19 protein-coding genes are annotated in these 24353 nt (G+C 74.6%); 11 read left to right on the top strand and 8 right to left on the bottom strand.

Annotated elements, in window-relative coordinates:
* Positions 1–28: 28 nt before the first annotated feature.
* Positions 29–697 (top strand): hypothetical protein, encoded by a 669-nt coding sequence (locus ABD080_RS07715; protein WP_343904310.1) that lies wholly within the window; start codon positions 29–31, stop codon positions 695–697.
* Between the two features lie 24 nt (positions 698–721).
* Here the strand turns inward: ABD080_RS07715 and ABD080_RS07710 are convergent, their stop codons facing one another.
* The 5 genes from ABD080_RS07710 to ABD080_RS07690 form a co-directional block, all read right to left on the bottom strand.
* Entirely contained in the window at positions 722–2347 is a 1626-nt protein-coding gene (locus ABD080_RS07710; protein ID WP_343904309.1) for an outer membrane protein assembly factor BamB family protein, read from the bottom strand.
* Complete coding sequence (gene tgt, locus ABD080_RS07705) at positions 2344–3669, bottom strand: tRNA guanosine(34) transglycosylase Tgt (protein WP_343904308.1); 1326 nt, start codon at positions 3667–3669, stop codon at positions 2344–2346. Before tgt ends, ABD080_RS07710 begins: the two co-directional genes overlap by 4 nt.
* Positions 3670–3857: 188 nt before the next feature.
* On the bottom strand, positions 3858–4859 hold the full coding sequence (locus ABD080_RS07700) for a lysylphosphatidylglycerol synthase domain-containing protein (RefSeq protein ID WP_343904307.1): 1002 nt from the start codon (positions 4857–4859) through the stop codon (positions 3858–3860).
* Positions 4856–5971, bottom strand: coding sequence for a glycosyltransferase (locus tag ABD080_RS07695; protein ID WP_343904306.1), 1116 nt, complete (start codon positions 5969–5971; stop codon positions 4856–4858). Before ABD080_RS07695 ends, ABD080_RS07700 begins: the two co-directional genes overlap by 4 nt.
* Positions 5968–7098 (bottom strand): glycosyltransferase family 2 protein, encoded by a 1131-nt coding sequence (locus ABD080_RS07690; protein WP_137769855.1) that lies wholly within the window; start codon positions 7096–7098, stop codon positions 5968–5970. The genes ABD080_RS07695 and ABD080_RS07690 overlap by 4 nt, the downstream gene beginning before the upstream one ends.
* A gap of 218 nt (positions 7099–7316) precedes the next feature.
* Between ABD080_RS07690 and ABD080_RS07685 the strand changes: the two genes are divergently transcribed.
* Complete coding sequence (locus tag ABD080_RS07685; RefSeq protein ID WP_137769854.1) at positions 7317–8759, top strand: hypothetical protein; 1443 nt, start codon at positions 7317–7319, stop codon at positions 8757–8759.
* 13 nt (positions 8760–8772) lie between these two features.
* Here the strand turns inward: ABD080_RS07685 and ABD080_RS07680 are convergent, their stop codons facing one another.
* Complete coding sequence (locus tag ABD080_RS07680; RefSeq protein WP_343904305.1) at positions 8773–10635, bottom strand: hypothetical protein; 1863 nt, start codon at positions 10633–10635, stop codon at positions 8773–8775.
* Positions 10636–10727: 92 nt separating this feature from the next.
* Between ABD080_RS07680 and ABD080_RS07675 the strand changes: the two genes are divergently transcribed.
* The 4 genes from ABD080_RS07675 (at position 10728) to ABD080_RS07660 (ending at position 17929) form a co-directional block, all read left to right on the top strand.
* Positions 10728–12044, top strand: coding sequence for a UDP-glucose dehydrogenase family protein (locus tag ABD080_RS07675; RefSeq protein WP_343904304.1), 1317 nt, complete (start codon positions 10728–10730; stop codon positions 12042–12044).
* Positions 12045–12241: 197 nt separating this feature from the next.
* A complete protein-coding gene (locus ABD080_RS07670) occupies positions 12242–14524 on the top strand; it encodes an acyltransferase family protein (RefSeq protein WP_343904664.1) in 2283 nt (760 codons plus the stop codon).
* A gap of 1 nt (position 14525) precedes the next feature.
* Entirely contained in the window at positions 14526–16553 is a 2028-nt protein-coding gene (locus tag ABD080_RS07665) for a DUF6541 family protein (protein WP_343904303.1), read from the top strand.
* Positions 16550–17929 (top strand): M18 family aminopeptidase, encoded by a 1380-nt coding sequence (locus ABD080_RS07660; protein ID WP_343904302.1) that lies wholly within the window; start codon positions 16550–16552, stop codon positions 17927–17929. The genes ABD080_RS07665 and ABD080_RS07660 overlap by 4 nt, the downstream gene beginning before the upstream one ends.
* Before the next feature lie 18 nt (positions 17930–17947).
* Here ABD080_RS07660 and ABD080_RS07655 read toward each other — a convergent pair whose 3' ends face one another.
* The gene (locus ABD080_RS07655; protein WP_137769848.1) at positions 17948–18241 is read right to left on the bottom strand and encodes a hypothetical protein; all 294 of its coding nucleotides are present in this window, start codon (positions 18239–18241) and stop codon (positions 17948–17950) included.
* 14 nt (positions 18242–18255) lie between these two features.
* Between ABD080_RS07655 and ABD080_RS07650 the strand changes: the two genes are divergently transcribed.
* Positions 18256–19053, top strand: coding sequence for a uroporphyrinogen-III synthase (locus ABD080_RS07650; RefSeq protein ID WP_343904301.1), 798 nt, complete (start codon positions 18256–18258; stop codon positions 19051–19053).
* 2 nt (positions 19054–19055) lie between these two features.
* Positions 19056–19436, top strand: a complete 381-nt coding sequence (locus ABD080_RS07645) for a hypothetical protein (protein WP_343904300.1) — start codon at positions 19056–19058, stop codon at positions 19434–19436.
* On the opposite strand, the gene ABD080_RS07640 is transcribed toward ABD080_RS07645, so the two are convergent.
* A complete protein-coding gene (locus ABD080_RS07640) occupies positions 19401–20807 on the bottom strand; it encodes a glutamyl-tRNA reductase (protein ID WP_343904299.1) in 1407 nt (468 codons plus the stop codon). The genes ABD080_RS07645 and ABD080_RS07640 overlap by 36 nt on opposite strands.
* A gap of 238 nt (positions 20808–21045) precedes the next feature.
* On the opposite strand from ABD080_RS07640, the gene hemE reads away from it, so the two are divergent.
* The 3 genes from hemE to hemQ are packed head-to-tail and all read left to right on the top strand — an operon-like array spanning position 21046 to position 24331.
* Positions 21046–22086: a uroporphyrinogen decarboxylase gene (gene hemE / locus ABD080_RS07635; RefSeq protein WP_137771664.1), complete on the top strand. Its 1041-nt coding sequence runs from the start codon at positions 21046–21048 to the stop codon at positions 22084–22086.
* The gene (locus ABD080_RS07630; protein WP_343904298.1) at positions 22083–23597 is read left to right on the top strand and encodes a protoporphyrinogen/coproporphyrinogen oxidase; all 1515 of its coding nucleotides are present in this window, start codon (positions 22083–22085) and stop codon (positions 23595–23597) included. Before hemE ends, ABD080_RS07630 begins: the two co-directional genes overlap by 4 nt.
* The gene (gene hemQ, locus ABD080_RS07625; RefSeq protein ID WP_343904297.1) at positions 23594–24331 is read left to right on the top strand and encodes a hydrogen peroxide-dependent heme synthase; all 738 of its coding nucleotides are present in this window, start codon (positions 23594–23596) and stop codon (positions 24329–24331) included. Before ABD080_RS07630 ends, hemQ begins: the two co-directional genes overlap by 4 nt.
* Positions 24332–24353: the final 22 nt, after the last annotated feature.

Here is a 24353-nt window from a genome sequence, read left to right as displayed (position 1 = left end):
TCGTGTCCCGGGGACACGGAGGAGCACCATGACGCAGGGGTACGGCTCGCAGGGCCAGGGGTACGGATCGCAGGGCCAGGAGCCGGCACCGCAGGGGCAGGCACCGCAGGGGCAGTGGGCCCCGCAGGGCCAGGCGCAGCAGGGCCAGTGGGCCCAGCCGGGCCAGGCACCCCAGGGACAGTGGGCCCCGGTGACGCGCAGCCCGCAGGAGAAGGTCGCCGCCTACGCGAAGTGGATCCTGATCCTCACGATCGCCGTGGTCGCCGTGCGCGCCCTGGTCGACATCATCGGCTTCTCGACCGGATTCGCCGCCGGAGCGATCGGCGCCTCCTCAGGGGACTCCGACGCCGCCCTCGTCACCGCCGGGATCGGCGGGATCCTCGCACTCCTCGCTCTCGCGGTGAACGGCATCCTCTCGATCGCGCTGCTGGTCCTCGCGATCATGACGATCGTCCAGGGCACCGGCCGCGGCCGCACCGGCGCGATCGTCATCGTCGCGGCGCTCCTGCTGGGCGTGGTCGCCTCCTGGATCCTCCGCATCATCACGCAGGTGATCGTCGCGAACGCCGGATACGACGCGTACACCGCCGTCGCGATCATCTCGGCGGTCCTCGAGGCGATCCGCTGGCTCGTGATCTGCGGCGCGCTCCTCGTCGGCGCGATCATGATCCGCCGCTGGGTCGCCCAGCGCGCCTGACACCCGGCGCCCTCGCGCCCGCGCTCACGGGCCGAGGAGGTAGGCGGCATCCCCGGTCGTCACGAGCGCCCGACCGTCACCCAGCGCGTGCACGCTCTCGACCTCGTCGCCGTCAAGCGCCACGAGGTCGAGCCGCAGCCGCCCGCTCGCCGCGTCGATCGTGCGCACCCGCACGCCTGAGCGCGGGTCCAGCGACCGCTCCCGCGGCGCCGGCGTCACCACCGCGACGGTGCCCGCCGCGAGGTCGCCGCGCAGGTCCTCGAGCGGGGAGGCGAGCGGCGCGCTCCACGTGTTCTCCCCCGTCGCGGTGTCGTAGGCGAGCAGCTGGCCCTGATCGTTCGTGACGACCATGCGGGAGCCGTCGATGCCCACCCGGCTCGTGAACGCGCTCGCCTGCTCCACCCCGGCCCCGCCGGGGCGGGACCATGCCCCACCCGCCTCCGAGGCGACGATCTCACCGGTCGCGCCGGACCCCGCCTCGGTCCCGCTCGCGAGGACCCGGCCGTCCTCCATCCGCACCGTCCACTCCCCCGCGGGTGACGGGTCCGAGGTCCAGAGCTCCTCGCCGTCGCGGAACCCGGTCGCGGTGATCGCGCCGTCCTCCCCCGCGCACACGGTGAGCACGACGGGCTCCGTGTCGCCGGGTGCGGGATCGGTCGCGGCGATGCGGCACAGGTCCTCGGGCCCGGCGAGCACCCGGCCCATCGGGAAGCCGGTCGTCGGGTCCAGCTGCACCCACCCCTGGGCCGGGTCGAAGCGCAGCGGGACTGCGGGCAACACACCGGTGTCCGTGATCGCGTCGAGCAGACCCGCGGGCGCGTCGTCGACCGCGATCGCCGGGGCGGCAGGGCCGCCCGTGCCCGGGTCCGGCCCGCGCGGCGTCGTCGAGGCGTCCCCGTCGAGGACCTGCCAGAGCGGCTCCGGCGCGGCATCCGCCGACGGCGCCTCTGCCAGGTCGTACCCGGTGAGCAGGCACGCCCCCGCCTCGCACACGCGCGCCACGGCCACGTCCCCGGCCAGGGCGAGCACCGGCCCGGGGAGCGTCGCGAGGGCGACGGGCTCCCCGCCCCCGCCGGCGTCGAGCACGGTGGTGCCCGCCTCGCTCGTCCGCAGCAGGCGGGTCCCGTCCGCGGAGAGGGCGAGCGCCTCGTCGGCCCCGGACCCCACCGCCTGGACCCGGGTGCCGCTCAGCAGCTGCCCTCCCCCGGCGGCGCGGCGCACGAGCACGGGAGCGCCCGTCGCGCCGAGGCCGACCACCGTGTCGCCGTCGCCGAGCGGGGCGATCCGGGAGAGGGCGGCCGAGTCCAGCGACGGTGCGCGGGCGGCGATGAGCGCCGGCGCCGTGAGCGCCGTCGCGACCCCGAGCGCCAGCACCGCCGCAGCGGGCAGGAGCAGCGAACCCCGGCCCCGCCGCAGCGCCACCAGGCCGGCCCCCGCCGCGAGCCCCACGAGGACGCCCGCGGCGACGCGCAGCACACCCAGCAGCAGATGGTCGCCGAGCAGGGCGCACACCCCGGCGAGCGCCCCGAGCACGACCGCCGCGCCCGTCCAGGCGACCGGGTCCGGCCGCGACGGCCCGTCGTCCGGGGCTGCTCCGGCGCTCCCGGGACGTCGGGCGCTCCCGGGGTCCGGGACGTCGGCCTCGGTCACCGCGGGGTGCCGTAGTAGGCGCCGGTGGTCTCCTCCCGCAGGGCGTCGAGCTCGCCGGCGGTGATCGCCGCGCGGATCCGGTCCACGAGGCGCACCACGAAGCGCTCGTTGTGGATCGTGCAGAGGGTCGAGGAGAGCATCTCCTTGGCCCGGAACAGGTGGTGCACGTACGCCGCCGTGTAGTGCGTGCAGGTGTAGCAGTCGCAGGTCTCGTCGATCGGCGAGAACTGCCGGCGGTAGCGGGAGCCGGTGAGGTTCACGCGGCCCGTGCGCGTGTACACGGCGCTGTTGCGCGCCACGCGGGACGGGGAGACGCAGTCGAAGGTGTCCGCCCCCGCCGCGACCGCGGTGAAGAGGTCGTCGACCTCGCTGATGCCGAGCAGGTGCCGGGGCTTCGCCTCCGGGAGCTCGTCGGTCACCCAGCCCACGATCGTGCCCAGGTTCTCCTTCTCGAGCGCCCCGCCGATCCCGAAGCCGTCGAAGCCCCAGCCCTCGACGTCCATCGCGCCGAGGTCGCGCGCCGCCTTCCGGCGCAGGTCCTCGTACTGGGCACCCTGGATGACGCCCCACAGCTGCTGGTAGGGCCGATGGGTGCGGTCCGCGCTCAGCCGGGCGTGCTCGGCGAGGCAGCGGATCGCCCAGAGCCGAGTGCGCTCGAGGGCGCTCTCCTGGTAGCCGCGGGAGTTCATGAGCGTGGTCAGCTCGTCGAAGGCGAACATGACGTCCGCCCCGAGGCCGTGCTGGATCTGCATGGAGATCTCCGGCGTGAACCGGTGGACGTCGCCGTTGATGAAGGAGCGGAAGGTGACGCCGTCGTCGTCGACGTGCGCGAGACGCTCCTTGCCCTCCGCCACGGCATCGTCCTCACCGGAGGCCGTGCGGGCCTTCTCCCCGCCGGAGAACTCGCTCGAGAGCACCTTCTTGAAGCCGGCGCCGAGGCTCATCACCTGGAAGCCGCCCGAGTCGGTGTACGTGGGACCGGGCCAGTTCATGAAGGCGCCGAGCCCGCCCGCCTCGTCCACGAGATCATGCCCCGGCTGGAGGTACAGGTGATAGGCGTTGGCGAGCAGCGCCTGCGCGCCCAGCTCCGTCATCGACTCCGGCAGCACGGCCTTCACGGTCGCCTTGGTGCCCACGGGGATGAAGGCGGGCGTCGCGATCTCCCCGTGCGGCGTGGAGATGACCCCCGCGCGGGCCTTCTCGCCGTCCTGCGCGGTGACGGCGAAGCCGGTGCTCGCGCGCCCGGGATGCGCCGAGGGCGGAGGGACGGCGGAGGCGGCGCCCGTCGGGGCCGCGGGGGCGGTGGCGTCTGCAGGGGTCACCGGGACATGGTCCCACGACACGGGCTCGTGGGATCATGCCCGGGGAGCGTGCGGTGGGGGCCGGCGGCGCGTTCCCCTCACCGCGGCCACCCCCGGGACGACGTCGCCCCTCACCGCAGTGCCGGTGCTCGCCGCCTGCTGGCTCCTCGCCGCGGGGGCGCTCGCGGCGGGCGCCGCCGCGGACCGGCTCAGCGGACGTCCGCGCCCGTCGGCCCCGTCGGCCCCGTCGGCTCCGTCGGTCCCGTCCGCCCCACCGCCGCCGCCGCACGGGCGGCCCGCGCCCGGCGCGACAGCAGCAGACCCAGGCCGCCCAGGAGCAGATCCGCGAGGGTGAGCACCACGCGAGAGAGCAGCACGACCGCCAGCACCCCGCCCGTGGACAGGCTCGCACCGAGCATGATCGCGAGGATCGACTCGCGCACCCCGGCGCCCGCGGGCACCACGACGACGAGGAAGCCCACGACCCACGCGAAGCCGTAGCCGCCGATGCACAGGAGCACCGAGCGGGCGTCCGCCTCCATGCCCACGCCGACCGCGAGCACCCACACCTGCAGACCCGCGACGATCCAGGCGAGCAGCTGCCAGCCCACGGCCGCGCCGATGCCGCGCCAGCGCAGGGGCCGCTCGAGCGGCTCCCCCTTGGTCACGCGCAGCGCGAGCGCGACGATCCGGCCCAGCACGGGCGGCAGCAGCACGATGACGAACAGCGGCAGCAGCACCAGCACCCAGCCGAAGCGGTCCGCGAGGGCGGGCGGGGAGAAGGGCATCGAGATCGCGGCGAGCATGAGACCCGTGACCATCGAGATCAGCAGCGTCACGAGCATCGCGGAGACGCTGCGGCGGCGAGGGATCCTGTGGTCCGCACCCATCTCCGCCGCGGCGACGATGTTCCACACGCCGCCGGGCACGTACTTGCCCAGCTGCGAGACGAGGAAGACGGGCGCCGCGGAGCTCATGGGCAGCGGCGTGCCGTGGTCGGCGAGCACCGCCCGCCAGGACAGCATCGTCAGGACCACGTAGACGAGTCCCAGGGCGAGCGCCGCGACGAGCAGCAGCGGGTCCATCGAGACGAGCGCCGCGGAGACCTCGTCCCACTGCGAGACGACCGCCCAGACGGCGAGCGCGAGCGCGACGACGAGGAACCCGGCCTTCACGGCGCGGGAGCGCAGCACCTCGAGCACGCGGCTCATCGGGCGGCCTCCGCCGCGAGCCGGTCCCGGAGCGGGGCGACGACGGCCGCGGGATGGAAGGCGTCCCGGGCCGCGGCGGCGGCGCGGTGCGCGGCCGCGAGGGCCGCGGGATCCCCCGCGAGGCGGCGCAGGGCCGCGGCGAGCGCGCCCTCGTCCCCCGCGGGGACGAGCACGGCGGCGTCGCCGAGCACCCGGCGCTGGGGCGCGGTGTCCGAGGTGACCACGGCGCACCCGGCGGCGATGCCCTGGTAGACCTTGTTGGGGACCACGTCCTGCCCCTTCGCGGAGGTGCCGACGATGCCGAGGCACACGTCGTGGCCGGCGACCACGGCCGGGAGCTCCGCCGCGGGCACCCAGGAGGTCCAGGTCACCGAGTCGACGCCGGCGAGGATCTCCTCGCACTCCTCGAGGTCCTGGCCGCCGCCGATCAGCGTCGCGCGCACCGGCGCCCCCTCCTCGTGGAGCAGGCGCAGGGCGCGGGCGATCGTGGGCGTGCCCTGGAGCGGCGTGAACAGGCCGTAGAAGACGACGGAGAGCTCCTCGCCGGCGGGGGCTCGCGGAGCCTCCGCCGCGGCGAACCAGTCCTCGGGGGCGCCGACGGGCACCACGACGCCGCGGTCCGCGACGGCGGGGGCGAGCCGGGCGCCGTGCTCGGGGGTGTCCACGACGACGAGGTCGGCGGCGGAGGTCGCGAGGCGGTCCAGGACCCGCAGCACGGCGAGCTTGAGGCCGCCGCTCTCGCCGCGGTCCTGGGCGGTGCCCGCCGCGAAGATGAGGTGGTCCAGCACGATCGTGGTGCGCGGGAACAGGACCCGCGCGAGCAGCACGTCGAAGTGGCCCAGGTAGCCCACGACGATCGCGTCGGGCGCCCGGCGGCCGCGCAGGCGCAGGCTGCCGGCCGCGAGGCCCGCCCAGCGGGAGCCCAGTCGCAGCGCGAGCTTCCCGAGCAGCCAGGGCTTGCGCAGCAGCTCGACCCGCTCCGCGGTGCTCAGCCCGAGCGGGCGGTTCAGCTCCGTGACCTCCCAGCCGCTCGCGGCCAGACCGTCCAGTAGCACCCCGACGCGGGGGTGCTGGTCACGGTCGTAGGTGCCGAACCCGAGCAGGCGGCTCATGCGTCGCGGCGGGGAGCCGTGGACTCTCGGCCCACGGCCGTCGCCCACTGGTCCACGACCGCGTCGTCGGTGACGGGTCCGGTGTGCTGCGCCGGGTCGAGCACGCGCTCCCCGTCCACCCATCCGGTGGCGACGGGCCCGGTGGAGGTGGGCACGGTCTCGCCGGAGCCGACGAGCGGGTTGTTCGGCGTCCCGTACTGCACGAGCTTGATCCGTTCGAGGGCCTCCTCGACGAGCACGCGGTTCGTGCGCTGGAGATCCGCGATGATCATGAGCACGAGCGTCATGAACGCGCAGGTGAGCAGCATCAGGCCGAAGATCAGCGACTGGATGTGGCCGTCACCCTCGCCCATGATCGCGTAGACCAGGAAGCGCACGAACGGGATGAGGCCGATGACCCCGGTGACCGCAGCGATCCAGCCGAGCACGTGGTGCGGCTTGAACATGAGGTAGGCCCGCACGATGGCGGAGCCGGACTTCGCCATGTGCTGGAAGATGTTGTTGAACAGCCGCGACTCACGGGTCTTGGGGTTCGTGTCGATCGCGACCGAGGCGATCCGCAGCCGCTTGTTGCCGGCCTGGATGATCGTCTCCATGCAGTAGGAGAACTGCGTGATGACGTTGAGGCGGAGCAGGGACGCCTTGGAGTAGGCGCGGAAGCCGGAGGCGGCGTCCGGCAGCTCGGTCTCCGCGGCGATGTTCACGACCTGCGAGCCGACCTGCTGCATGACCTTCTTGAACGGCGAGAAGTGCGCGATCTTCTTGGTCTGGCGGTCCGCGATGGCGATGTCCGCCTCGCCGGAGACGACGGGCGCGACGAGATCCGCGATGCGCTCCTGCTTGTACTGGTTGTCGCCGTCGGTGTTCACGACGATGTCCGCGCCGTGGGCGAGGGCGTAGTCCACACCGTCGCGGAAGGAGCGCGCCAGCCCCATGTTGCGGGCGTGGACGACGAAGTGCTTCACACCGTGCGCCTTCGCGACCTCGATCGTCCGGTCCGTGGAGCCGTCGTCGATGATGAGCACCTCGACGGAGTCGACGCCGGGCAGCTCCTTGGGGATCGTGTCGAGGACGAGCGGGAGCGTCTGCTCCTCGTTCAGGCACGGGATCTGGACGAAGACCTTCATGGGGACATCACCTTGTCGTGGACGTGACCGGGTCCCGCGGACGCTTCCGCCGACGGCCCCCGGCACTGCGCGGAACCGGGTCAGTGTATCCAGGTCACCCCAGGGGGTCGCCGTAGCGGTCGTCACCCGCATGTCGTGACCCCGGCCACCACCGAGTGGGGTCGCCGGGCTCGCTACGCTGAGCCGGTCCCGCCCCGTACCGCCCAAGGAGCCACCCCGTGCGCCGTTTCCTGTCCGCCGACGCCGCCGTGACCGCGGGAATCCTGGTCATGGTGCTCGCCGCGACCACCGCCCGCAGCTTCCTCACCCCGCTGTTCTCCTCGGGGGACGAGATGGCGCACTTCGACTACGCGGTGCAGGTGTGGCACGGGGACCTGCCGGTCTTCGAAGAGGGCCTGCAGGTGCAGCTGCCCTGGGGCACGCGCCCGCCCGTGCAGTGGACCTCGCAGCACCCGCCTCTGTTCTACCTGCTGCTCGCCCCCGTGGTGGGGCCCCTCTACGACGCCGGGCACCCGTACATCGCGGGCATGGCGGGGCGCGTGCTCAACACGGTGCTCGCCGCGGCCCTCTGCGCGGCGGTCATGTGGGCCGTGCGGCCGCTCTCGGGCGGGCGGCGCTGGATCCCGTGGATCGCCGGACTCGCCGCGGGCGCCTCCCCCTGGGTGATGGGCGTGGGCAGCGCGATCTACAACGACGACATCGCCGCCCTCGAGCTCACGGTGGTGCTGGGGGCGGCTCTGCGGCTGATCACCGTGCCGCGCGATCCCGCCGCGCCGGGTCGCGGCAGGATCTGGTGGGTGCTCGGGATCGCCGCGGTGTGCGCCTCCCTCACCCGGCTGGCTCTGATGCCGCTGGTCCTCGTGGTCTTCGCCGCGCTCGTGCTGCGCGGACTGGCGGCGCCCGGGCCGCTGTCGCGGCTGCGCTGGCTGCTGCGACCCACGGTGATCGGTCTCGCGATGATCGGGGCGTCGGGCTGGTTCTACCTGCGCAACCTGCGCCTGACCGGGTCGGTCTCGGGCGGGCACCCCGACTGGGCGATGGCGCACACCGACCGCACCGATCCGCCGTCGGTGCCCGAGGTGGTCACGGACCCGACGTACTGGGCGAAGCTGCTGGGTGTCTTCTCCCCGGGGAACACCCCGGGCGGGATCACGCTCTGGGGCCTGCTGGTCGCACCGGTCGTGTTCGGCGCGGTGCTCGCCCTGGTCGCCGCGCGGCGGGACCGTCGCACCGCCGTCGTCGGGGGCGAGGCGGCGCAGACCGTCCCGCGGCCGTTCGTCCTGCCGGGGGTCCTGATGCTCGCCGTGGTCACCGCGGTGCTGCTGCTCATGCAGTTCGTGTACGTCTCGAAGGAGGCGGGAAACCTCTTCCCGCGCTATTCGCTGCCGGTCCTGGCGGCGACCTGCCTGCTGCTCGCCTGGGGACTCGGGGGGCTGCGCCGAGCTGTGCCGGTGCTGCTGACGGCGTGGTCCGTCCTGGCCTGGTGGCAGGTCGTCGGCTATCTGCTGGACCGTCCGCGCATCTCGGCCCCGGACCAGGCGGCGCTGCGGCCCGACCTCGCCCTGCCGCTGCTCGTGGTGGCCGTGCTCGCGGCGACGGCGACCACGGTGCTGGTCGTCGTCGCCTCGCAGCGTGAGCGGGGCAGAGCGCACCGCGCCTGACGCGCTCACCCGCTCAGCCGGCGGAGGGCTCCTCCAGCGCCCCAGCGGCCCGCATCTCGTCCTGCAGCGGCCCGGGCATGATCCACACCCGGTAGCCGTCGGTGATCTCACCGCGGGCGGCGACCGCCCCGAGCGAGGCGGCCTCGGGCCAGTCCTCGCAGGACAGGACCACGTCGGCGTCGTAGTCGGCGGGGTCGAAGACCGTGTCCATGGTGGTCGGCGTGATCCAGTAGGCCACGTAGTTCTGGACGACCGCGTTGTTGACCCCCGCCGGCTTGCAGGTGCGGTCGTAGTCGACCTCCTGCGGGCCGTAGGTGCTCTCGATCTGCTGCACCTCGACGGCGATCGCCGGCACCCCGCCCTCGCGCTCCTGGAAGCTGTCGGTCGCGGGGTCCGCGGCGACGGTGCCCACCCCGGCCGCCGCGAGGAGCGCACCGGCCAGGGCGATCGCGGGCACCCGGCGCCCCTTCCCCAGGGTCGTCGCGAGCAGCACGAGCATGGCGACCACAGTGGTCACGGACGCGACGGCCCAGAACCGGTTGGCGTTGGTAAGGGTGGGGACGAGTCCCCAGGTCCAGGTGGCCGCGTCCGCGTGAGGCAGCAGGGAGGCCCAGGGCATGACCCCGCCGATGTGCGCCGGCGTGATGTAGCCCCAGGTGGGGGCGTCGGGAGCGACCCACAGCACGGTGGGGACGATGACCGCGAGCGCGGCGAGGCCGGCGACGACGAGGACGGAGGTGCGCAGTCCTCGCACCAGCGCGGCGAGCCCCGCCGCGACGATCAGGGCGGTGACGGGCTCCATGTAGCGTCCGTAGATCCAGGCGTCCAGGCGTCGCCAGTCGGCGAGGTACAGGGACTCCTCGTTCGCCCAGGAGGCGATCGAGACCAGGAAGATCCCGAGGAACATGGCCCCCACCAGGCTCGCCGGGCCGACGGCGCGGTGCCGCCGCAGCTCGGTCCAGATGATCCACAGCACGACGACCACCCCGACGAGGAACACCCCGAGCGTGGCCACGGTCTGGTTCCAGCTCTGTCCGAGGACGACCCGCAGGATGATGGACGGGCGTGCGGTGGAGAGGTTCTCGGTGAGGTTCAGCCCCTGCTTGAAGCTGCCCTGCAGGAGGTCGACGTTCAGCTGCATGGCGTAGCGATAGCTGAGCCATCCCAGCGGGGCGGCGACCGCGAGGCCCACCAGCGAGGCCTTCCAGCTGCGCAGCGCGAACAGGGCCAGCCAGATGAGGCAGGCGATGAGCAGCACGGTGGCGCGGGAGTGCATGAACCCGGTCAGCACGGCAAGCAGTGAGAACACCGCCGCCCGCGGCATCGTCGGCCTCTCCCACAGCCGGATGGCGGCGAGCACGAGCAGGGCGATGACGAGGAAGAGGGGCTTCTCGCTCATCGTGTAGTCCGACTGGACGGCGCGTGAGGGAATGCTCATGACGATCGCGCCGACCACCACCGCCTGCGCGGGGGTCAGGCCGAAGCGCCGCACGATGAGGGCGAGCGGCCAGATCGTGAGGATCGCCACGCCCACCCCGACCCAGATCACCGCGGCATAGAACACGGCCGGGCTGGAGGTGACCCACCACAGCGGCGCGATCATCAGCGACCACGCCGGGAAGTAGCCGGCTCCCTCGACGGGGGTGATCTGCCCGCCGCCCTGCGCGAAGTACCTCGCGTACTCGAGCAGGGTCACCTCGTCGAAGGGGAACGACGGGGTCACCGCGCCGAGCGCGATGTAGCAGTTCAGCGCCGCGCAGACGAGGACGGCGATCCCGGCGAGGACCGTCCACGGGAGGCGCGCGGCACGGGCGTCGTCGGCACGGTCCCCGTCCCTCCACGGAGTCCAGGAGGGCGGTGCGTCGAGGGCGGTCATCGGGGACTCCCGGGGGCGGAGACGGAGCGAGCCCGGTCGGGTCGCGGGACCGTGTCATCGTACGGGCGCCGCCTGCGACTACCATTCTGGACATGCGAATCACGACGGTGGGATGTGGATACCTGGGCGCGGTCTACGCCGCCTCGATGGCCTCGATCGGGCACGAGGTGCTCGGCCTGGACGTGGACCAGAGGAAGATCGACGGCCTGAACGAGGGCATCGCCCCCTTCCACGAGCCGGGCTTCGAGAAGGTCCTCGCCGAGGCGCTCGCCTCCGGCCGCCTGCGCTTCTCCACCGACTACTCCGACGCCGCGGACTACACCGCGCACGTCATCTGCGTGGGCACCCCCCAGCAGATCGACGGCGCCGGCGCGGACCTCACCTACGTCCACGCCGCGGTCGACTCCCTCCTCCCCCACCTCTCGGACACGGCCGTCGTCCTCGGCCGCTCCACCGTGCCCGTCGGCACCGCGGCCTCCCTGCGCGAGCGCCTCCGCGCCGGCGGCTCGAACGCCCCGCTCGCCTGGAACCCCGAGTTCCTCCGCGAGGGCTTCGCCGTCAAGGACACCCTCCACCCCGACCGCATCGTCTACGGCCTGCCCGAGGACCCCGCCGAGGCCGCCCGCGCCCGTGAGGTCCTCGACGAGATGTACGCGCCGATGCTCGAGGTCGAGACCCCGCTGGTGATCGGCAACTACGCGACCGCCGAGCTCGTGAAGGTCTCCGCGAACTCCTTCCTCGCCACGAAGATCTCGTTCATCAACGCCGTCGCCGAGGTCTGCGAGGCCACCGGCGCCGACGTCTCCGTCATCGCCGAGGCGATCGGCCTGGACGACCGGATCGGCCCGAAGTTCCTCCGCGCCGGCATCGGCTTCGGCGGCGGCTGCCTGCCCAAGGACATCCGCGCCTTCATGGCCCGCGCCGGCGAGCTCGGCGTCACCGAGGCCCTCGGGTTCCTCCGCGAGGTCGACCACGTCAACAACCGCCGCCGCGACCACGTCGTGAACATGGCCCGCAAGGCCCTCGGCGGCAGCTTCACCGGCAAGCGGGTCGCCGTGCTCGGCGCCGCCTTCAAGCCCGACTCCGACGACACCCGCCAGTCCCCCGCGCTGTACATCGCCTCGAAGATCTCCGGCCGCGGGGCCGACGTCGTCGTCACCGACCCCGCCGCGAACGAGCGCGTCCACGCCGAGCGCCCCAACCTCGCCATCGCCGAGGACGCCTACGCCGCCGCGAAGGACGCCGACCTCGTCCTCCTGCTCACCGAGTGGACACAGTTCAAGGAGCTCGACCCCGTCGCCCTCAAGGAGGTCGTCGGCACGGCGCACATGATCGACGGCCGCAACGTCCTGGACCCGCAGCAGTGGCGCGACGCCGGCTGGACCTACCAGTCCCTGGGCCGTCCCTGAGCGGCGGGCACCGCCCCGCCTGAGCTCGGACCCGCGCCAGAGAGCCGACGATCCGCTCGCCCGACGACGACAGGGCGCCCGCACCGCGCGGGCGCCCCGATCGGTCTGCCCCGCCGCGTGACGCGCTCGAGGACTGGACGCAGGGTGAGCAGGAGCCCGAGCCCCGCACGGCGCCCCGCTCGCGGCTCGGGGACTGGCTGAGCCCGCCCCTCGCGCCGCGCGCCACCGCGCTCGAGGACTGGCTGCAGGGCCCGATCGAGGCGCACGTCGAGCAGGAGGCCCAGGACGCCTGGTCGACGGGCGAGTCGGTCTCCGGGCGGGAGGAGACGCCGGACCGAGCAGCCGCTCCGGGGGACGACCCGGCCCCGGCGCCGGCGGGTCTCCCCGAGCGGCCCCGCGCCCGGCCCGCGTTCCGCGCCGAGCTGCACGGCCTGCGCGCCGTCGCCCTCGGGCTCGTCGCGGTCTACCACATCTGGCTCGGCCGCGTCTCCGGCGGCGTCGACGTCTTCCTGTTCCTCTCCGCCTTCTTCCTCACCGGCACCTTCGTGCGCCGCCTGGAGAGCGGCCGCCCGCTCGGCGTGCCCCGCTACTGGCTGCACACCTTCAAGCGGCTGCTGCCGCCCGCGGCGGTGACTATCCTGCTCGTGCTGCTGGGGACGGGCCTGCTGCTGCCGGCCTCCGCCTGGCCCTCGATCATGCAGCAGGCGGTGGCCTCCGCCGCCTACGTCGAGAACCTCGTGCTCGTGCAGCTGCAGGTCGACTACCAGGCGCGGGACGCCGGGGCCGCCTCGCCGCTGCAGCACTTCTGGTCCCTCAGCGTGCAGGGACAGGCGTTCGTGCTGTGGCCCCTGCTCTTCGCCCTCGCGCTCCCGCTCGCACGCCGCGGCCGCGGCGTGCGACGCCCCCTGACAGTCCTCATGCTCGTGATCGGAGCGGCCTCCCTCGCCTGGTCCGTGCACTCCACGGCGATCCAGCAGCCGGTCGCCTACTTCGACACCCTGGCCCGGCTGTGGGAGTTCGCGGCCGGCTCCCTGCTCGCCCTCGCCCTGCCCGCGATCGACCGCCTCACCGGGGCGGCCCGGCCGGAGGACGGGACCGCCCCGCGGCTGCGGTCGCTGCGGGCGCTCTCCGGATGGGCGGGCATCGCGGGGCTGCTCGCCGTCGGCATCGTCCTGGACGTGTCCTCGCAGTTCCCCGGCTGGATCGCCGTGGTGCCGCTGATCGCGGCGGGCGCGGTCGTGGTCGCCGGACACTCGGGCACGCGGTGGGGCGCGGACCGCCTGCTCTCGACCCGGCCCGCGGCGTTCGTCGGCGACATCTCCTACGCGCTCTACCTCGTCCACTGGCCGATGCTCGTGCTGTGGCTGCACGTGAGCGGCCACCAGCGCGCCGGTCTGCTGGACGGGCTCGTCCTGCTCACCGCCGCGGTGCTCCTCGCCTGGGGCCTCACCCGGCTCGTGGACGCGCCGATCCGCCGCTCCGCCTGGCTCGAGGCGCGGCCCTGGCGCGCGCTCGCCGCCGTCGGCCTCAGCGTGGCGCTCGTGGCCGGGACCACCGGCACCTGGTGGGGCCTGCTCCAGCGCGAGGCGGCCGCGGAGCCCGCGGCGACCGCCGCCCCCGCCGAACCCACCGACGAGGTGCTCACCGAGGCGCCCGCCCAGATCCTGCCGCAGGGCTGGGAGCTCGGCTCGCAGTGGCCGAACCTGCCCGAGTCCTGCGCCGGGGACCTCGCCCCCTCGACGACCTTCCGGCACGTCCCCTGCCAGCAGCTGCTGCCCGACGGCACCGCTCACGCCGGGCTGCTCGTCGTCGTCGGCAGCTCCCACGCCCGCCAGTACATCCCCGCGATCCTGCCCTGGGCCCAGGAGCACGACCTGCAGGTCGTGAACCTCCACATGGACAGCTGCGACTTCGTGCCCGGCACCGAGGAGAGCCGGTACTGCTCGGGGTACAACGACTACGTGCTCTCCTACCTCGACGCGGTGCAGCCCGACGTGGTGCTCACGAGCTCCACGCGCACCGTCCCGGACTCCGCCGAGGAGACCACGCCGGAGGGCATGGTCACCGCGGTGCAGGAGCTCACCTCGCGCGGCATCGACGTCATCAGCGCTCGCGACACCCCGCGCTGGACCGAGGACGAGTACGCGTGCGCGGAGGCGGTGATCGGGGCCGACGGCACCCCGGTGGAGGCCGACGCCGCCTGCGGCGCGGACGCCTCCGCGAAGCTCGCCCCGGAGAACCCGGCCGCGGGCCTCACCCCCGCCGAGGGCGGCGGCAGCCTCACGCTCCTGGACCTCAGCGCACAGATCTGCCCCGAGGGCCGCTGCTCCCCCGTGCTCGGCGACACCTACGTGTACATGGACGACGACCACCTCACCAAGCGCTTCACGCAGCTGGCCCTCGCCCCCGCGGCGACCGCGGTCCTCGACGGGCCCACCGGCCCGCTCAGCGTCCGGGAGCGCGCGGAAGGAGGCTCCTGAGATGGACCTGCTCGCCGGGACCCTCCTCGCCGCGATCGCCACGATCGCGGTGCTGGCCCTGCCGGGGCTGCCCCTCGCGCTCGCCCTGCGGATGCGCGGGCTCGCGCTGTGCGCGGTGCTGCCCGTGCTCTCCCTCGCCGTCATCGCGCTCTCCGCGGAGGTCGGGCACGAACTGCGGGCGGACTGGTCGCTGCTCGTGCCGCTGGCCCTCGGGATCCTGCTCGCCGGGGTCGTGCTCGGGGCGCGCGAGCTGCACCGTCGGCGTGCGGGGCCGCGCCCCCGACACCTGGTTGCCGCAGGCCGTCCCGCGCTTCCGCTCCTGCCGACGGGGCGCGAGGGCCTGCGGGCCGCGCTCGCGCCCGCCGCGGGACTGCTCCTCGGCGGCGGGAGCCTGCTGGTGCTGCAGCTGCGGCGCATGGGGTCGGTGGACGCCGTCAGCCAGACCTTCGACAACGTCTTCCACCTCAGCGCCGTGCGGCACGTGATGCGCCTGCACGACGCCTCCGTCGGCGTCGTCGGCGGGATGACCCGCCTGCCCGGGGAGTCCGGCTACTACCCGGCCCTGTGGCACCAGGCGGCGAGCCTCGTCGCCCAGCTCTCGGGGCAGGACGTCGCCCTCGCCTCGAACGTGCTCATGCTCGCCGCCGGCTGCCTCGTGTGGCCGCTGGGGATGATGGCCCTCGTCGGCTCCGCGACCTCGGGCGGTCGGGCCGCCGTCGGCCTCGCCGGAGCCCTCGCCGGGATCAGCGGCGCCTTCCCGCTCGAGCTCATGAGCTGGGGGCTGCTGCTGCCCTACCTGCTCTCGATCGCCCTGCTGCCCACGCTGCTGCTCGGGGCCGCGCACCTGCTCGCCCTCTCCCCCGCCGCGCGCCGGCCCGATCCCGCGCAGCTAGCGGCGATCCTGATCGCCTCCCTGCTCGCCGTGACCCTCGCGCACCCGCAGGGGTCGCTCGCGGCGATCGTGCTCGGGCTGCCGATGGCGCTCGTCGCCGTGGGGATGCGTGTGCGCTCGCTCCGCCGCGGGGACGCGGACGCCCCCGCGGGGCTCGCGGCGACCGCGGGGCTCGCCCTGCTCGCCCTCGCCGCCGGCCTCGTCGGGTGGAGCATCGCGCGGCCGTCCCGCGGCGCCTCCTCCTGGGACCGCACCGCGCGTCCCGGGGAGGCGGTGCGCCAGGTGCTCTCCCTGGCCCCCAACTCGTCGCAGGCCTTCCTGCCGCTCGCGCTGATCCTGCTCGTCGCGGTGCTCGCGGTCGCGCTGCGGAGCCGCTCGCGCTGGCTGCTCGCCCCGTGGCTGGTCGCCGCCGGCGCCGACGTCCTCATCCGCTCCCTGCCCGAGGGGGACCTGCGCTACCTGCTCACCGGGCCCTTCTACAGCGACAACCACCGGGTCTCCGCGCTGACCGTGGTGCTCGCCGTGCCCCTGCTCGCCGTGGGCCTCGAGGCGATCGGGCGGGCGCTCCGGGACCGGGCGGCGGCGCGCGGCGCGCCGGCGTCCGTGCTCACCGCGATCGGGGCGCTCGGCGTGCTCGTCGCCCCGCTCGTCCTCGCCGTCTCCTGGGCCTCCCCCGCGACCGGCCAGGCGGAGCGCGGCGCGTTCCCGCAGTGGCAGGGGCGACAGCTGCTCTCCCCGGACGAGCGCGCGCTGCTCGCGGAGGTGCCGGGGATCGTGCCTCCGGACGCCGTGGTCGCGACCAACCCCTGGAACGGCAGCTCCCTCGTCTACGCGCTCGCGGACCGCGAGGTGACGAGCCTGTACATGTCCGAGGAGGTGCCGCGCTCCACGAAGCTGCTGCACGACCGGCTGGACGAGGCGCGGCACGACCCGCGGGTGTGCGACGCGATGCACGAGGAGGGCGTCGAGTACGCCCTGGACTTCGGGCCCGAGGAGCTCTGGGACCGCCGCGACACGATGTCCGGGATGACGGACCTCTCCTCCTCCGGCGTCGGGGTCATCGTCGCGCAGGAGGGCGACGCGAAGCTCCTGCGCCTGCTCCCCTGCCGCGGCACCGATGGTTCAATGAGGTCGTGACCTCCACCGCTGAGCATCCCGCACGCCCGTCCGGCTCCACCGGCCCCTCCGGCCCCTCCTCGCAGGCCCGCGACGTCGCCCTCGACCTGGGCGCCTTCGTCACCGCCTCGCCCTCGAGCTACCACGCCGTCGCCGAGGCCGCCCGACGGCTCGAGGCCGGCGGCTTCCGGAGCCTGCTGGAGACCGAGGACTGGACCGCGGAGGACGTCGCCGGCGAGCGCTACGTGATCCGCGACGGCTCGATCATCGCGTGGTCCGCCCCCGAGGGGTCCGACTCCCGCAGCGCGTGGAGGATCGTCGGCTCGCACACCGACTCCCCCGCCCTCAAGCTCAAGCCCACGCCCCGGTACGGCGGCGGGGAGGGCGTCGCCCAGGTGGGCGTCGAGGTCTACGGCGGGCCGCTGCTGAACTCGTGGCTGGACCGCGAGCTGCGCCTCGCCGGCCGGCTGACGCTCTGGGACGGCACGACCGTGCTCACTTCCACCGGCCCGCTGCTGCGGATCCCCCAGCTCGCGGTGCACCTGGACCGCGCCGTGAACAAGGAGGGGCTGGTCCTGGACCCGCAGCGCCACCTGCAGCCGGTCCTGGGCCTCGAGGGTCAGGCGGGTCAGGCGGGCCAGGGCGGTCAGGGCGGGCTCGACGTCATGGCGATCCTCGCGGCGGAGGCCGGCGTGGACGCGGAGGACGTCGCCGGGTTCGACGTCGTCACCGTCGACGCACAGGCCCCCGCGCTGTTCGGCGCCCACGAGGAGTTCCTCGCCTCCGCGCGGCTCGACAACCTCACCTCGGTGCACGCGGAGGTCGAGGCCCTGCTCTCCGTCGCCGACGGCCCCCGCGAGGAGGGCGACCCGATCGCGCTCCTCGTCGCCAACGACCACGAGGAGGTGGGCTCCGCGAGCCGCTCGGGCGCCGCCGGGCCGTTCCTCGAGGACGTGCTCGTGCGGATGCACGCGGCGCTCGGCGGGGACGACGCCTCGCGCCGACGCGCCTTCGCCTCCTCGCTCGTGGTCTCGGCGGATGCCGGCCACGCGGTGCACCCGAACTACCCCGAGCGCCACGACCCCGTGACCCGTCCGCGGCTGGGCGAGGGGCCGATGCTGAAGATCAACGCCCAGCAGCGCTACGCGACCGACGCCGTGGGCATCGCGGCCTTCGTCGCCGCCTGCGACGACGCGGGCGTGCCCCACCAGCACTTCGTCTCGAACAACGCCATGCCCTGCGGGTCGACGATCGGCCCGATCACGGCGACCCGGCTCGGGATCACGACGGTGGACGTCGGCATCACGCTGCTGTCGATGCACTCCGCGCGCGAGATGTGCGCGGTCGAGGACCCGCTGCTGCTGCAGAAGGCCTGCGCGGCCTTCCTGCGCGGCTGAGGACGGCGGCGGCCGGGCTCAGGTGGGATTCCTCTCCCGGTCCCGGGCGATCGCGATCCGCTCGACCTCGTCGCGCACCGCGCGGGCCTCGGCGATCGCCGGGTGGTCCGGGTCGCCGCCGCTGCGGCGCTGGGCGTCCTTGACGAGCTCCTCCGCCTGGTACCAGGCGTCCTCGAGGTGACCGGTCTCGGCGGTGGCGAGGGCGAGCTCGCCGCGCACGGCCATGGCCTCCTCGGTCGTGGACTCGCCGGCCTCGAGCAGCTCGAGCAGGCGATGGGTGGCGTCGTGGACACGCTGGGCGGGACTGGTCACGGCACAATGGTGCCATGACCGCCGCCAGCGCCCTCCCCGTCCTCGTCCCCTCCGCCGCGGGGCACGGGGTCCCGCTCATCGAGGCGCTGCAGTCCCGCGGGTACACGATCGACCACTGCCCCTTCCTCGAGCTGCGTCCGCAGCGGGATGCGGACACCCGCCTCGCGATCGAGGACCTCCTCGAGGGTCGCTACGCGGTGGTGGTGGTCGAGGGACCGCTCTCCGCCCAGCTGCTCGTGGAGGACGTGCTCGGGACGGGCTCCGCGCTCCCGCCCGGGCTGCGCGTCGTCTCCGCCGGCTTCGAGACGGCGGAGGCGCTCCGGGCGGGCGGCATCACCCCCACCGCGACCGCCTCGGACGCCGAGGCCTCGATCGCGCAGGCCGTCGGTCCTGCGGGCGGCGGTGCTACCGGTGACCGCGCGGCAGCCGGGCCGTCCGAGCTGCTGCTGCTCGGCTCGGCCCTGCTCCCGCCGACCCTGCGCACCTCCCTCGAGCGCGCCGGGCACCGGGTGACCACGGTCGTCGGCTACCGGCCCCGCACCACGAGCCTGGACCCGCAGGTCGTCCGGGACCTGCGGCTCGCGGGGTACAGCGCGGTCGTGCTGCCCACGACGCTGCTCGCCTCCCTCGCCGGGCACCTCGGCATCCACCGGGACATCCGGGTGGTCACCGTGCACCACGAGGCCACGGGCGCCGCCCAGGCGAAGGGCCTCACCGTCCACGGCGAGGCGGCCGAGCCCAGCCCGTGGGCGCTCGCCGCGGCGGTCGACGCGGCCGTCCGCGCCGCCGTCCCCGTCACGGGCAGGCCCTGAGCATGGAGATCAACCCGTACGACGCCCGGCTGCGGATGCTGCAGCAGGTCGACTCGGTCCAGCAGCAGCGGGAGGCGACGCCCGGCGAGGAGACCGCCGGATGCCCCGGCTGCCCCTACTTCTGGACCTGCCCGGTGCCGCACCGCGGCGAGGAGGTGCGGGCGCCCGAGCAGATCGAGATCGCGGACGTCGCCGATCAGCTGGCGCCGCGGGGCGAGTACCGCCCGCGGGACGAGAGCGACGTGGGCTGGACCGACGTCTGGATCGAGACGGACGAACCCGATGTGCCCGTTGAGGCCGAAGGGGCTGACGAGCCCGAGGTGCCGCACGCGGCGGCGCCCTCGCGCTCAGGCCGTCGTCGCCTCTTCCGGCGTCGTCGCTGAGATCCCGCGGCGCACGGCGGCCTGGGCGAGATCGCGCGCGGAGGACGGCGGGACCGTGAGGTCCACGCGCATCCACCCCGCGGTGTGCATCGGGTCGTCCTCGGCGGCGCCGGCGCCACCGGTCACCGCGGCGGCGCTCACGCCCTCGCCCGAGATGTCGATGCCGAAGATCGTGTGGAAGGCCTCGACGTAGGCGTCGGCCTGGCCGGTCTGCGCGAGGTGCCGGGCGCGCTCGGAGGGGTCGTGCATGACCTTCGCGAGGATCCGGCGGATGCTGCGCTCGAGGACGTCGGCCGTCTCGCCGTCGACGTCCTGGCGCAGGCGGTCGATCTCGGCATCGGCCGTGTCGGCGACCTGGCGGCGGAGGGCGGCCATCGCCGGGTCCACGCGACGCACCTCCTGCTGCACGCGGAAGGCCTCGACGGTCTCCTCGACGATGTCCTGGGCGAGCAGCAGGGCCGGGTCGGCGTCGTCCGTCCCCACCTCGAGGTCGCGCAGGCCCAGCACGGTCACGCCGCGCAGGTGCCGCACGAGGGGGTGCAGGTCGGAGTGCAGGGCCAGGTCGAGGACGACGGTGCGGCCCGCGCCGAGGAAGCGGTCCGGGAACAGGCTCGTGCCGCGGCCGGAGCAGGCGACCACGAGATCCGCCTCCGCGATCGCCTGCTCGAGGCTCTCCGCGCCGACGGCCTCGATGCCGTGGCGGCGGGCGAAGCCGAGCTCGCGGCCCGAGGGCGAGTGGACCTGGATGCGCTCGGCGCCGCGGCGCAGCAGCTCGGCGACGCCGAGGCGCGCGTAGGCGCCGGTGCCGACCACGAGCGCCCTGCGCCCCTCCATGCCGCCGAGCTCCGCGGCAGCGCGGTCGATCGCGACGGCGGCGCCGGAGCGGCCGGACGCGCCGATCGGCGCCTGGGTGGCGACGCGCTTGGCGCAGCGGAAGGCGTGCTGGAAGAGGTCGTGCAGGAGGGAGGTGGTGTGGCCGGTGCGGCGCGCGGCCTCGTAGGCGGCGCGCACCTGCCCGGCGATCTCCGCCTCGCCGAGGACGACGGAGCGCAGCCCCGAGGTGACCTCGTCGAGGTGGCGGGCGACCGCGTCGCCCATCGCGGCCTCGAAGCAGAGGGAGACGATCTCGCGGTCCAGGCCCGAGGCGGCGGAGACGGCGTCGATCACGAGGTCCACGCCGTCGTGGAAGCGCACGGCGTCGAGGTAGATCTCGAGGCGGTTGCAGGTGGAGACGACGGCCCATCCCTCGAGCGCCCCGCTCGCGGCGTTGAGCTCCGCGATGCGGGCGGGAAGGGTGTCCGCGTCCTGTGTGAGGGCGTCGAGCACATCGAGATCGAGGTGCTCGTGGGAGGCGCGGAGGGCAGCGAGCATGGCCGCAGTCTAGGCCCGCGGCCTGGATCGGGCGCCCCTGGGAGCACGCTCGCCCCGAGGTGTGCACAATAGAGGCGTCATGGCACAGAACAGCACGTCAGAGCAGGTTTTTCGCGACAGCGCGTCAGAACCTACCCCCGTCCCGACGCTCCCGCAGGTGGGGGCGTCTTCCCGGACGGCCGCCCCGTCCCTCCTGCCCGCCTCCCATCCCGCCGCGCGACCCGTCGCCGACGGCGGCGTGAGCGATGCGCCACTCCTGCGGCATCTGCGCGGGGAGCGCGGTGAGAGTGAGGACACCTCCGCCCCGGTGTGGTTCATGCGACAGGCCGGGCGCTCCCTCCCCGAGTACCGCGAGGCCCGCGGGACCACCGCGATGCTCGACGCGTGCGTCACCCCCGCGCTCGCCGCGGAGATCACCGTGCAGCCCGTGCGCCGCCACCACGTGGACGCCGGCATCTTCTTCTCCGACATCGTCGTCCCCGCCCGCCTCGCCGGGCTCGGCGTCGAGATCCGACCGGGCGTCGGGCCCGTCTTCGACCACCCGATCCGCACCGCGGCCGACGTCGACGCGCTGCCCAAGCTCGGCGACGACTACGAGGCGGCGCTCGACCCCATCCGCGAGGCCGTCGGCCTGACCGTCGCCGAGCTCGGCACGACCCCGCTCATCGGCTTCGCGGGCGCACCGTTCACCGTCGCGAGCTACATGGTCGAGGGCGGTCCGAGCCGCGACCACCTCCGCACCCGCGCGCTCATGCGCACCGAGCCGGAGACCTGGCACCGCCTCGCCTCTTGGGTCGCCGAGCTCTCCGGCCGCTTCCTGCGCGCGCAGGTGCTCGCGGGCGCCTCCGCCGTGCAGCTGTTCGACTCGTGGGTGGGCGCGCTCGGCGCGGACCTCTACCGCGAGGCCGTGCTCCCCCACTCCGCCGAGGTGCTCGGCGCCGTCGCGGACCTCCCCGTCCCCCGGATCCACTTCGGCGTGGGCGCCGCGCACCTGCTGCGCCCGATGCACGAGGCCGGCGCGACCGTCGTCGGCGTCGACCACCGGATGCGGCTCGACGAAGCGCTCGAGATCCTCCCCGAGGGCACCCCGGTGCAGGGCAACATCGACCCCGCGGTGCTCTTCACCTCCGAGGAGGTGCGCTTCGCGGAGGCCCGCGCGGTGCTCGCGGCCGGCGCCGGCGCGAGCGGCCACGTCGTGAACCTCGGCCACGGCGTCCCGCCCGAGACGGACCCGCAGGTCCTCACCGACCTCGTCGCCTTCCTGCACGCCCAGCGATGACCGTTCAGGGGCAGGTGGCCGGCCGCACCCGCGAGGCCCGCACGGTCGTCGTCGGCGGCGGCCTCGCGGGGCTGCTCGCCGCGCGCTCCGCCGCCCGCGCGGGCCGCTCCGTCCTGCTGCTCGAGGCCGGTCCCGCCCTCGGCGGGGCGATCGCGGCCGGTCACGTCGCCGGGGTCCCGCTCAGCACGGGCGCGGAGGCGTACTCCGTCGCCGGCGGGCACGTCGACGCGCTGCTCGGCGAGCTGGGGCTCGACGGCTCGGCGCCCGATGCCGCGGGGTCCCCGACGGTCGTCACCCCGCGCTCCGGGCTCGGCAGCAGGATCGTCTCCGACGCCGGCACCCATCCCGCCCCGTCGGGCTCCGTGCTCGGCGTCCCCTCCCGCCCCCTCGCGCGGGACGCCCGGGCCGTGCTGGGCCTCGTGGGCTCGCTGCGCGCGGCGCTCGAGCCGCTGCTCCCCGCCCGCATCGGATCACGCCCCGGCGCGAGCGTCGACGCCGTGATCCGCGCCCGCTGCGGGGCTCGCGTGGCCGAGCGGCTGGTCGCCCCGATCGTCGGCGGCGTGCACTCCGCCGATCCCCGCACGCTCGAGCTCGCGAGCGCGTCCCAGCCGCTCGCGGCCGGCCTCGCGCGGCACGGCTCGCTCACCGCCGCCGTGCGCGCGATCACCGCGGAGTCCGCGCGCCGCGGCAGCCCCGGCACGCGGGTGCGCTCGCTCGCGCCGACCATGGGGGCGCTGCCCGAGGCCCTCGCCGCGGAGATCCGCGCGCACGGCGGCGAGATCCGCACGGAGGCGCCCGTGCGCCGCATCTCCCGAAAGGCCGACGGCGGCTGGACGGTCGCGCTCGGCACCGAGTCCGTCAGCGCCGAGGAGCTCGTGCTCGCCGTCCCGCCGGACACCGCGCGCGATCTGCTCGCAGAGGCCGCCCCGACGCTCTCCGCCGCGATCCCCCAGGCCCCCGCCGCAGCGGTGCGCCTCGTCGCCCTCGTCGTCGACGCCCCCGCGCTCGACGCCTTCCCCGCCGGCACCGGCGCGCTGGTGGCCCCCGGGACCGTCGGTGCCGCCGGCAGGAGCGGAGTGCGGGCCAAGGCGCTCACCCACGTGAGCGCGAAATGGGAGCACGTGCAGGCCGCCGCCCGCGCGGCCCTGCCCGAGGCCCGCTCCCCGCACGTGCTGCGCCTGTCCTACGGCCGGCCTGGCGAGATCCTCCCCGACCCGTCGGGGATCGTCGACCTCGCCATCGCGGACGCGAGCGTCATCCTCGGGACGCCGCTGCGCCGGGAGGACCTCCTCGGCAGCGCCGTGATCGACTGGGACCGCGCCATGCGCCAGGCCCGTCCCGGCCACGCCGAGGCCCTCGCCGAGGTCACCGCGCTGCTCGCCCGGCCCGAGCACGCAGGCCTCGACCTCGCCGGTACCTGGCGCGCCGGCACCGGCATCGCGGCGATCATCCGCGCCTCGAAACCGACCTCGTCCACCACGCCCACCACCGCGGAAGGAAACCCCTCATGACCAGCGCTCCCCTCTCCTCGACGGCTCCCACGGCCGAGGGTCCCTCGGACCAGTTCACGACGACGAACTACACGAGCTACACCGTCTACCGCCGTCTCGCGGGCCTCACCCAGGACGGCACCACCACCGCCGCCCGCATCGAGGACGCCCTCGCCGCGGTCTCCGCCCGCATCGAGGAGCTCGGTGCGCACCTGCTGGGCTACTACGACCTCACCGGCTTCCGCGCCAAGGCCGACGTCATGATCTGGCTCCGCTCCGAGGACGCCGCCGCCCTGCAGGCCGCGATCCGCGTCTTCGAGTCCTCCGCCGCCGGCGGCTTCCTCGAGCGCACGTGGGCCGCCGTGGGCGTGGACCGCCGCGCCGAGTTCGCCTCGCGCCACGTGCCCGCCTTCATCGACCCCGAGCGGGACCGCAAGGAGTGGATCACCGTCTACCCCTTCGTCCGCTCCTACGAGTGGTACCTGCTGCCCGAGGAGGAGCGTCAGCGCATGCTGCGCGAGCACGGCCTCCTGGGCCGCGACTACCCTCAGGTCAATGCCAACACCGTCGCCGCCTTCTCCCTGGGCGACTACGAATGGCTGCTCTCCTTCGAGGCGGATGACCTCCACGACCTCGTCGACATGATGCGCCACCTGCGCTACTCCGATGCCCGTCTGCACGTGCGCGACGAGCTCCCCTTCCACGCCGGTCGCCGCCTCGCCTCCCTCGCGGACGTCGCGGCCCTGCTCGCCTGACCTCCCACCGCCAGCACCCCCC

The sequence above is a fragment of the Brachybacterium rhamnosum genome (genome assembly GCF_039526185.1).
Classification (GTDB): Bacteria; Actinomycetota; Actinomycetes; order Actinomycetales; family Dermabacteraceae; genus Brachybacterium; species Brachybacterium rhamnosum.
Note: the sequence above shows the minus strand (reverse complement) of the source record. Positions and strands in the feature narration are given on the sequence as shown.

What these genes read in the sequence shown, in the direction of transcription:
- ABD080_RS07665 (WP_343904303.1), top strand. Translation starts at nt 14,526, where the DNA reads ATGGACCTGCTCGCCGGGACCCTCCTCGCCGCGATCGCCACGATCGCG.
- ABD080_RS07645 (WP_343904300.1), top strand. Translation starts at nt 19,056, where the DNA reads ATGGAGATCAACCCGTACGACGCCCGGCTGCGGATGCTGCAGCAGGTC.
- ABD080_RS07630 (WP_343904298.1), top strand. Translation starts at nt 22,083, where the DNA reads ATGACCGTTCAGGGGCAGGTGGCCGGCCGCACCCGCGAGGCCCGCACG.
- ABD080_RS07700 (WP_343904307.1), bottom strand. Translation starts at nt 4,859, where the DNA reads ATGAGCCGCGTGCTCGAGGTGCTGCGCTCCCGCGCCGTGAAGGCCGGG.
- ABD080_RS07675 (WP_343904304.1), top strand. Translation starts at nt 10,728, where the DNA reads ATGCGAATCACGACGGTGGGATGTGGATACCTGGGCGCGGTCTACGCC.
- ABD080_RS07695 (WP_343904306.1), bottom strand. Translation starts at nt 5,971, where the DNA reads ATGAGCCGCCTGCTCGGGTTCGGCACCTACGACCGTGACCAGCACCCC.
- ABD080_RS07640 (WP_343904299.1), bottom strand. Translation starts at nt 20,807, where the DNA reads ATGCTCGCTGCCCTCCGCGCCTCCCACGAGCACCTCGATCTCGATGTG.
- ABD080_RS07690 (WP_137769855.1), bottom strand. Translation starts at nt 7,098, where the DNA reads ATGAAGGTCTTCGTCCAGATCCCGTGCCTGAACGAGGAGCAGACGCTC.
- ABD080_RS07715 (WP_343904310.1), top strand. Translation starts at nt 29, where the DNA reads ATGACGCAGGGGTACGGCTCGCAGGGCCAGGGGTACGGATCGCAGGGC.
- ABD080_RS07650 (WP_343904301.1), top strand. Translation starts at nt 18,256, where the DNA reads ATGACCGCCGCCAGCGCCCTCCCCGTCCTCGTCCCCTCCGCCGCGGGG.
- hemQ (WP_343904297.1), top strand. Translation starts at nt 23,594, where the DNA reads ATGACCAGCGCTCCCCTCTCCTCGACGGCTCCCACGGCCGAGGGTCCC.
- ABD080_RS07680 (WP_343904305.1), bottom strand. Translation starts at nt 10,635, where the DNA reads ATGACCGCCCTCGACGCACCGCCCTCCTGGACTCCGTGGAGGGACGGG.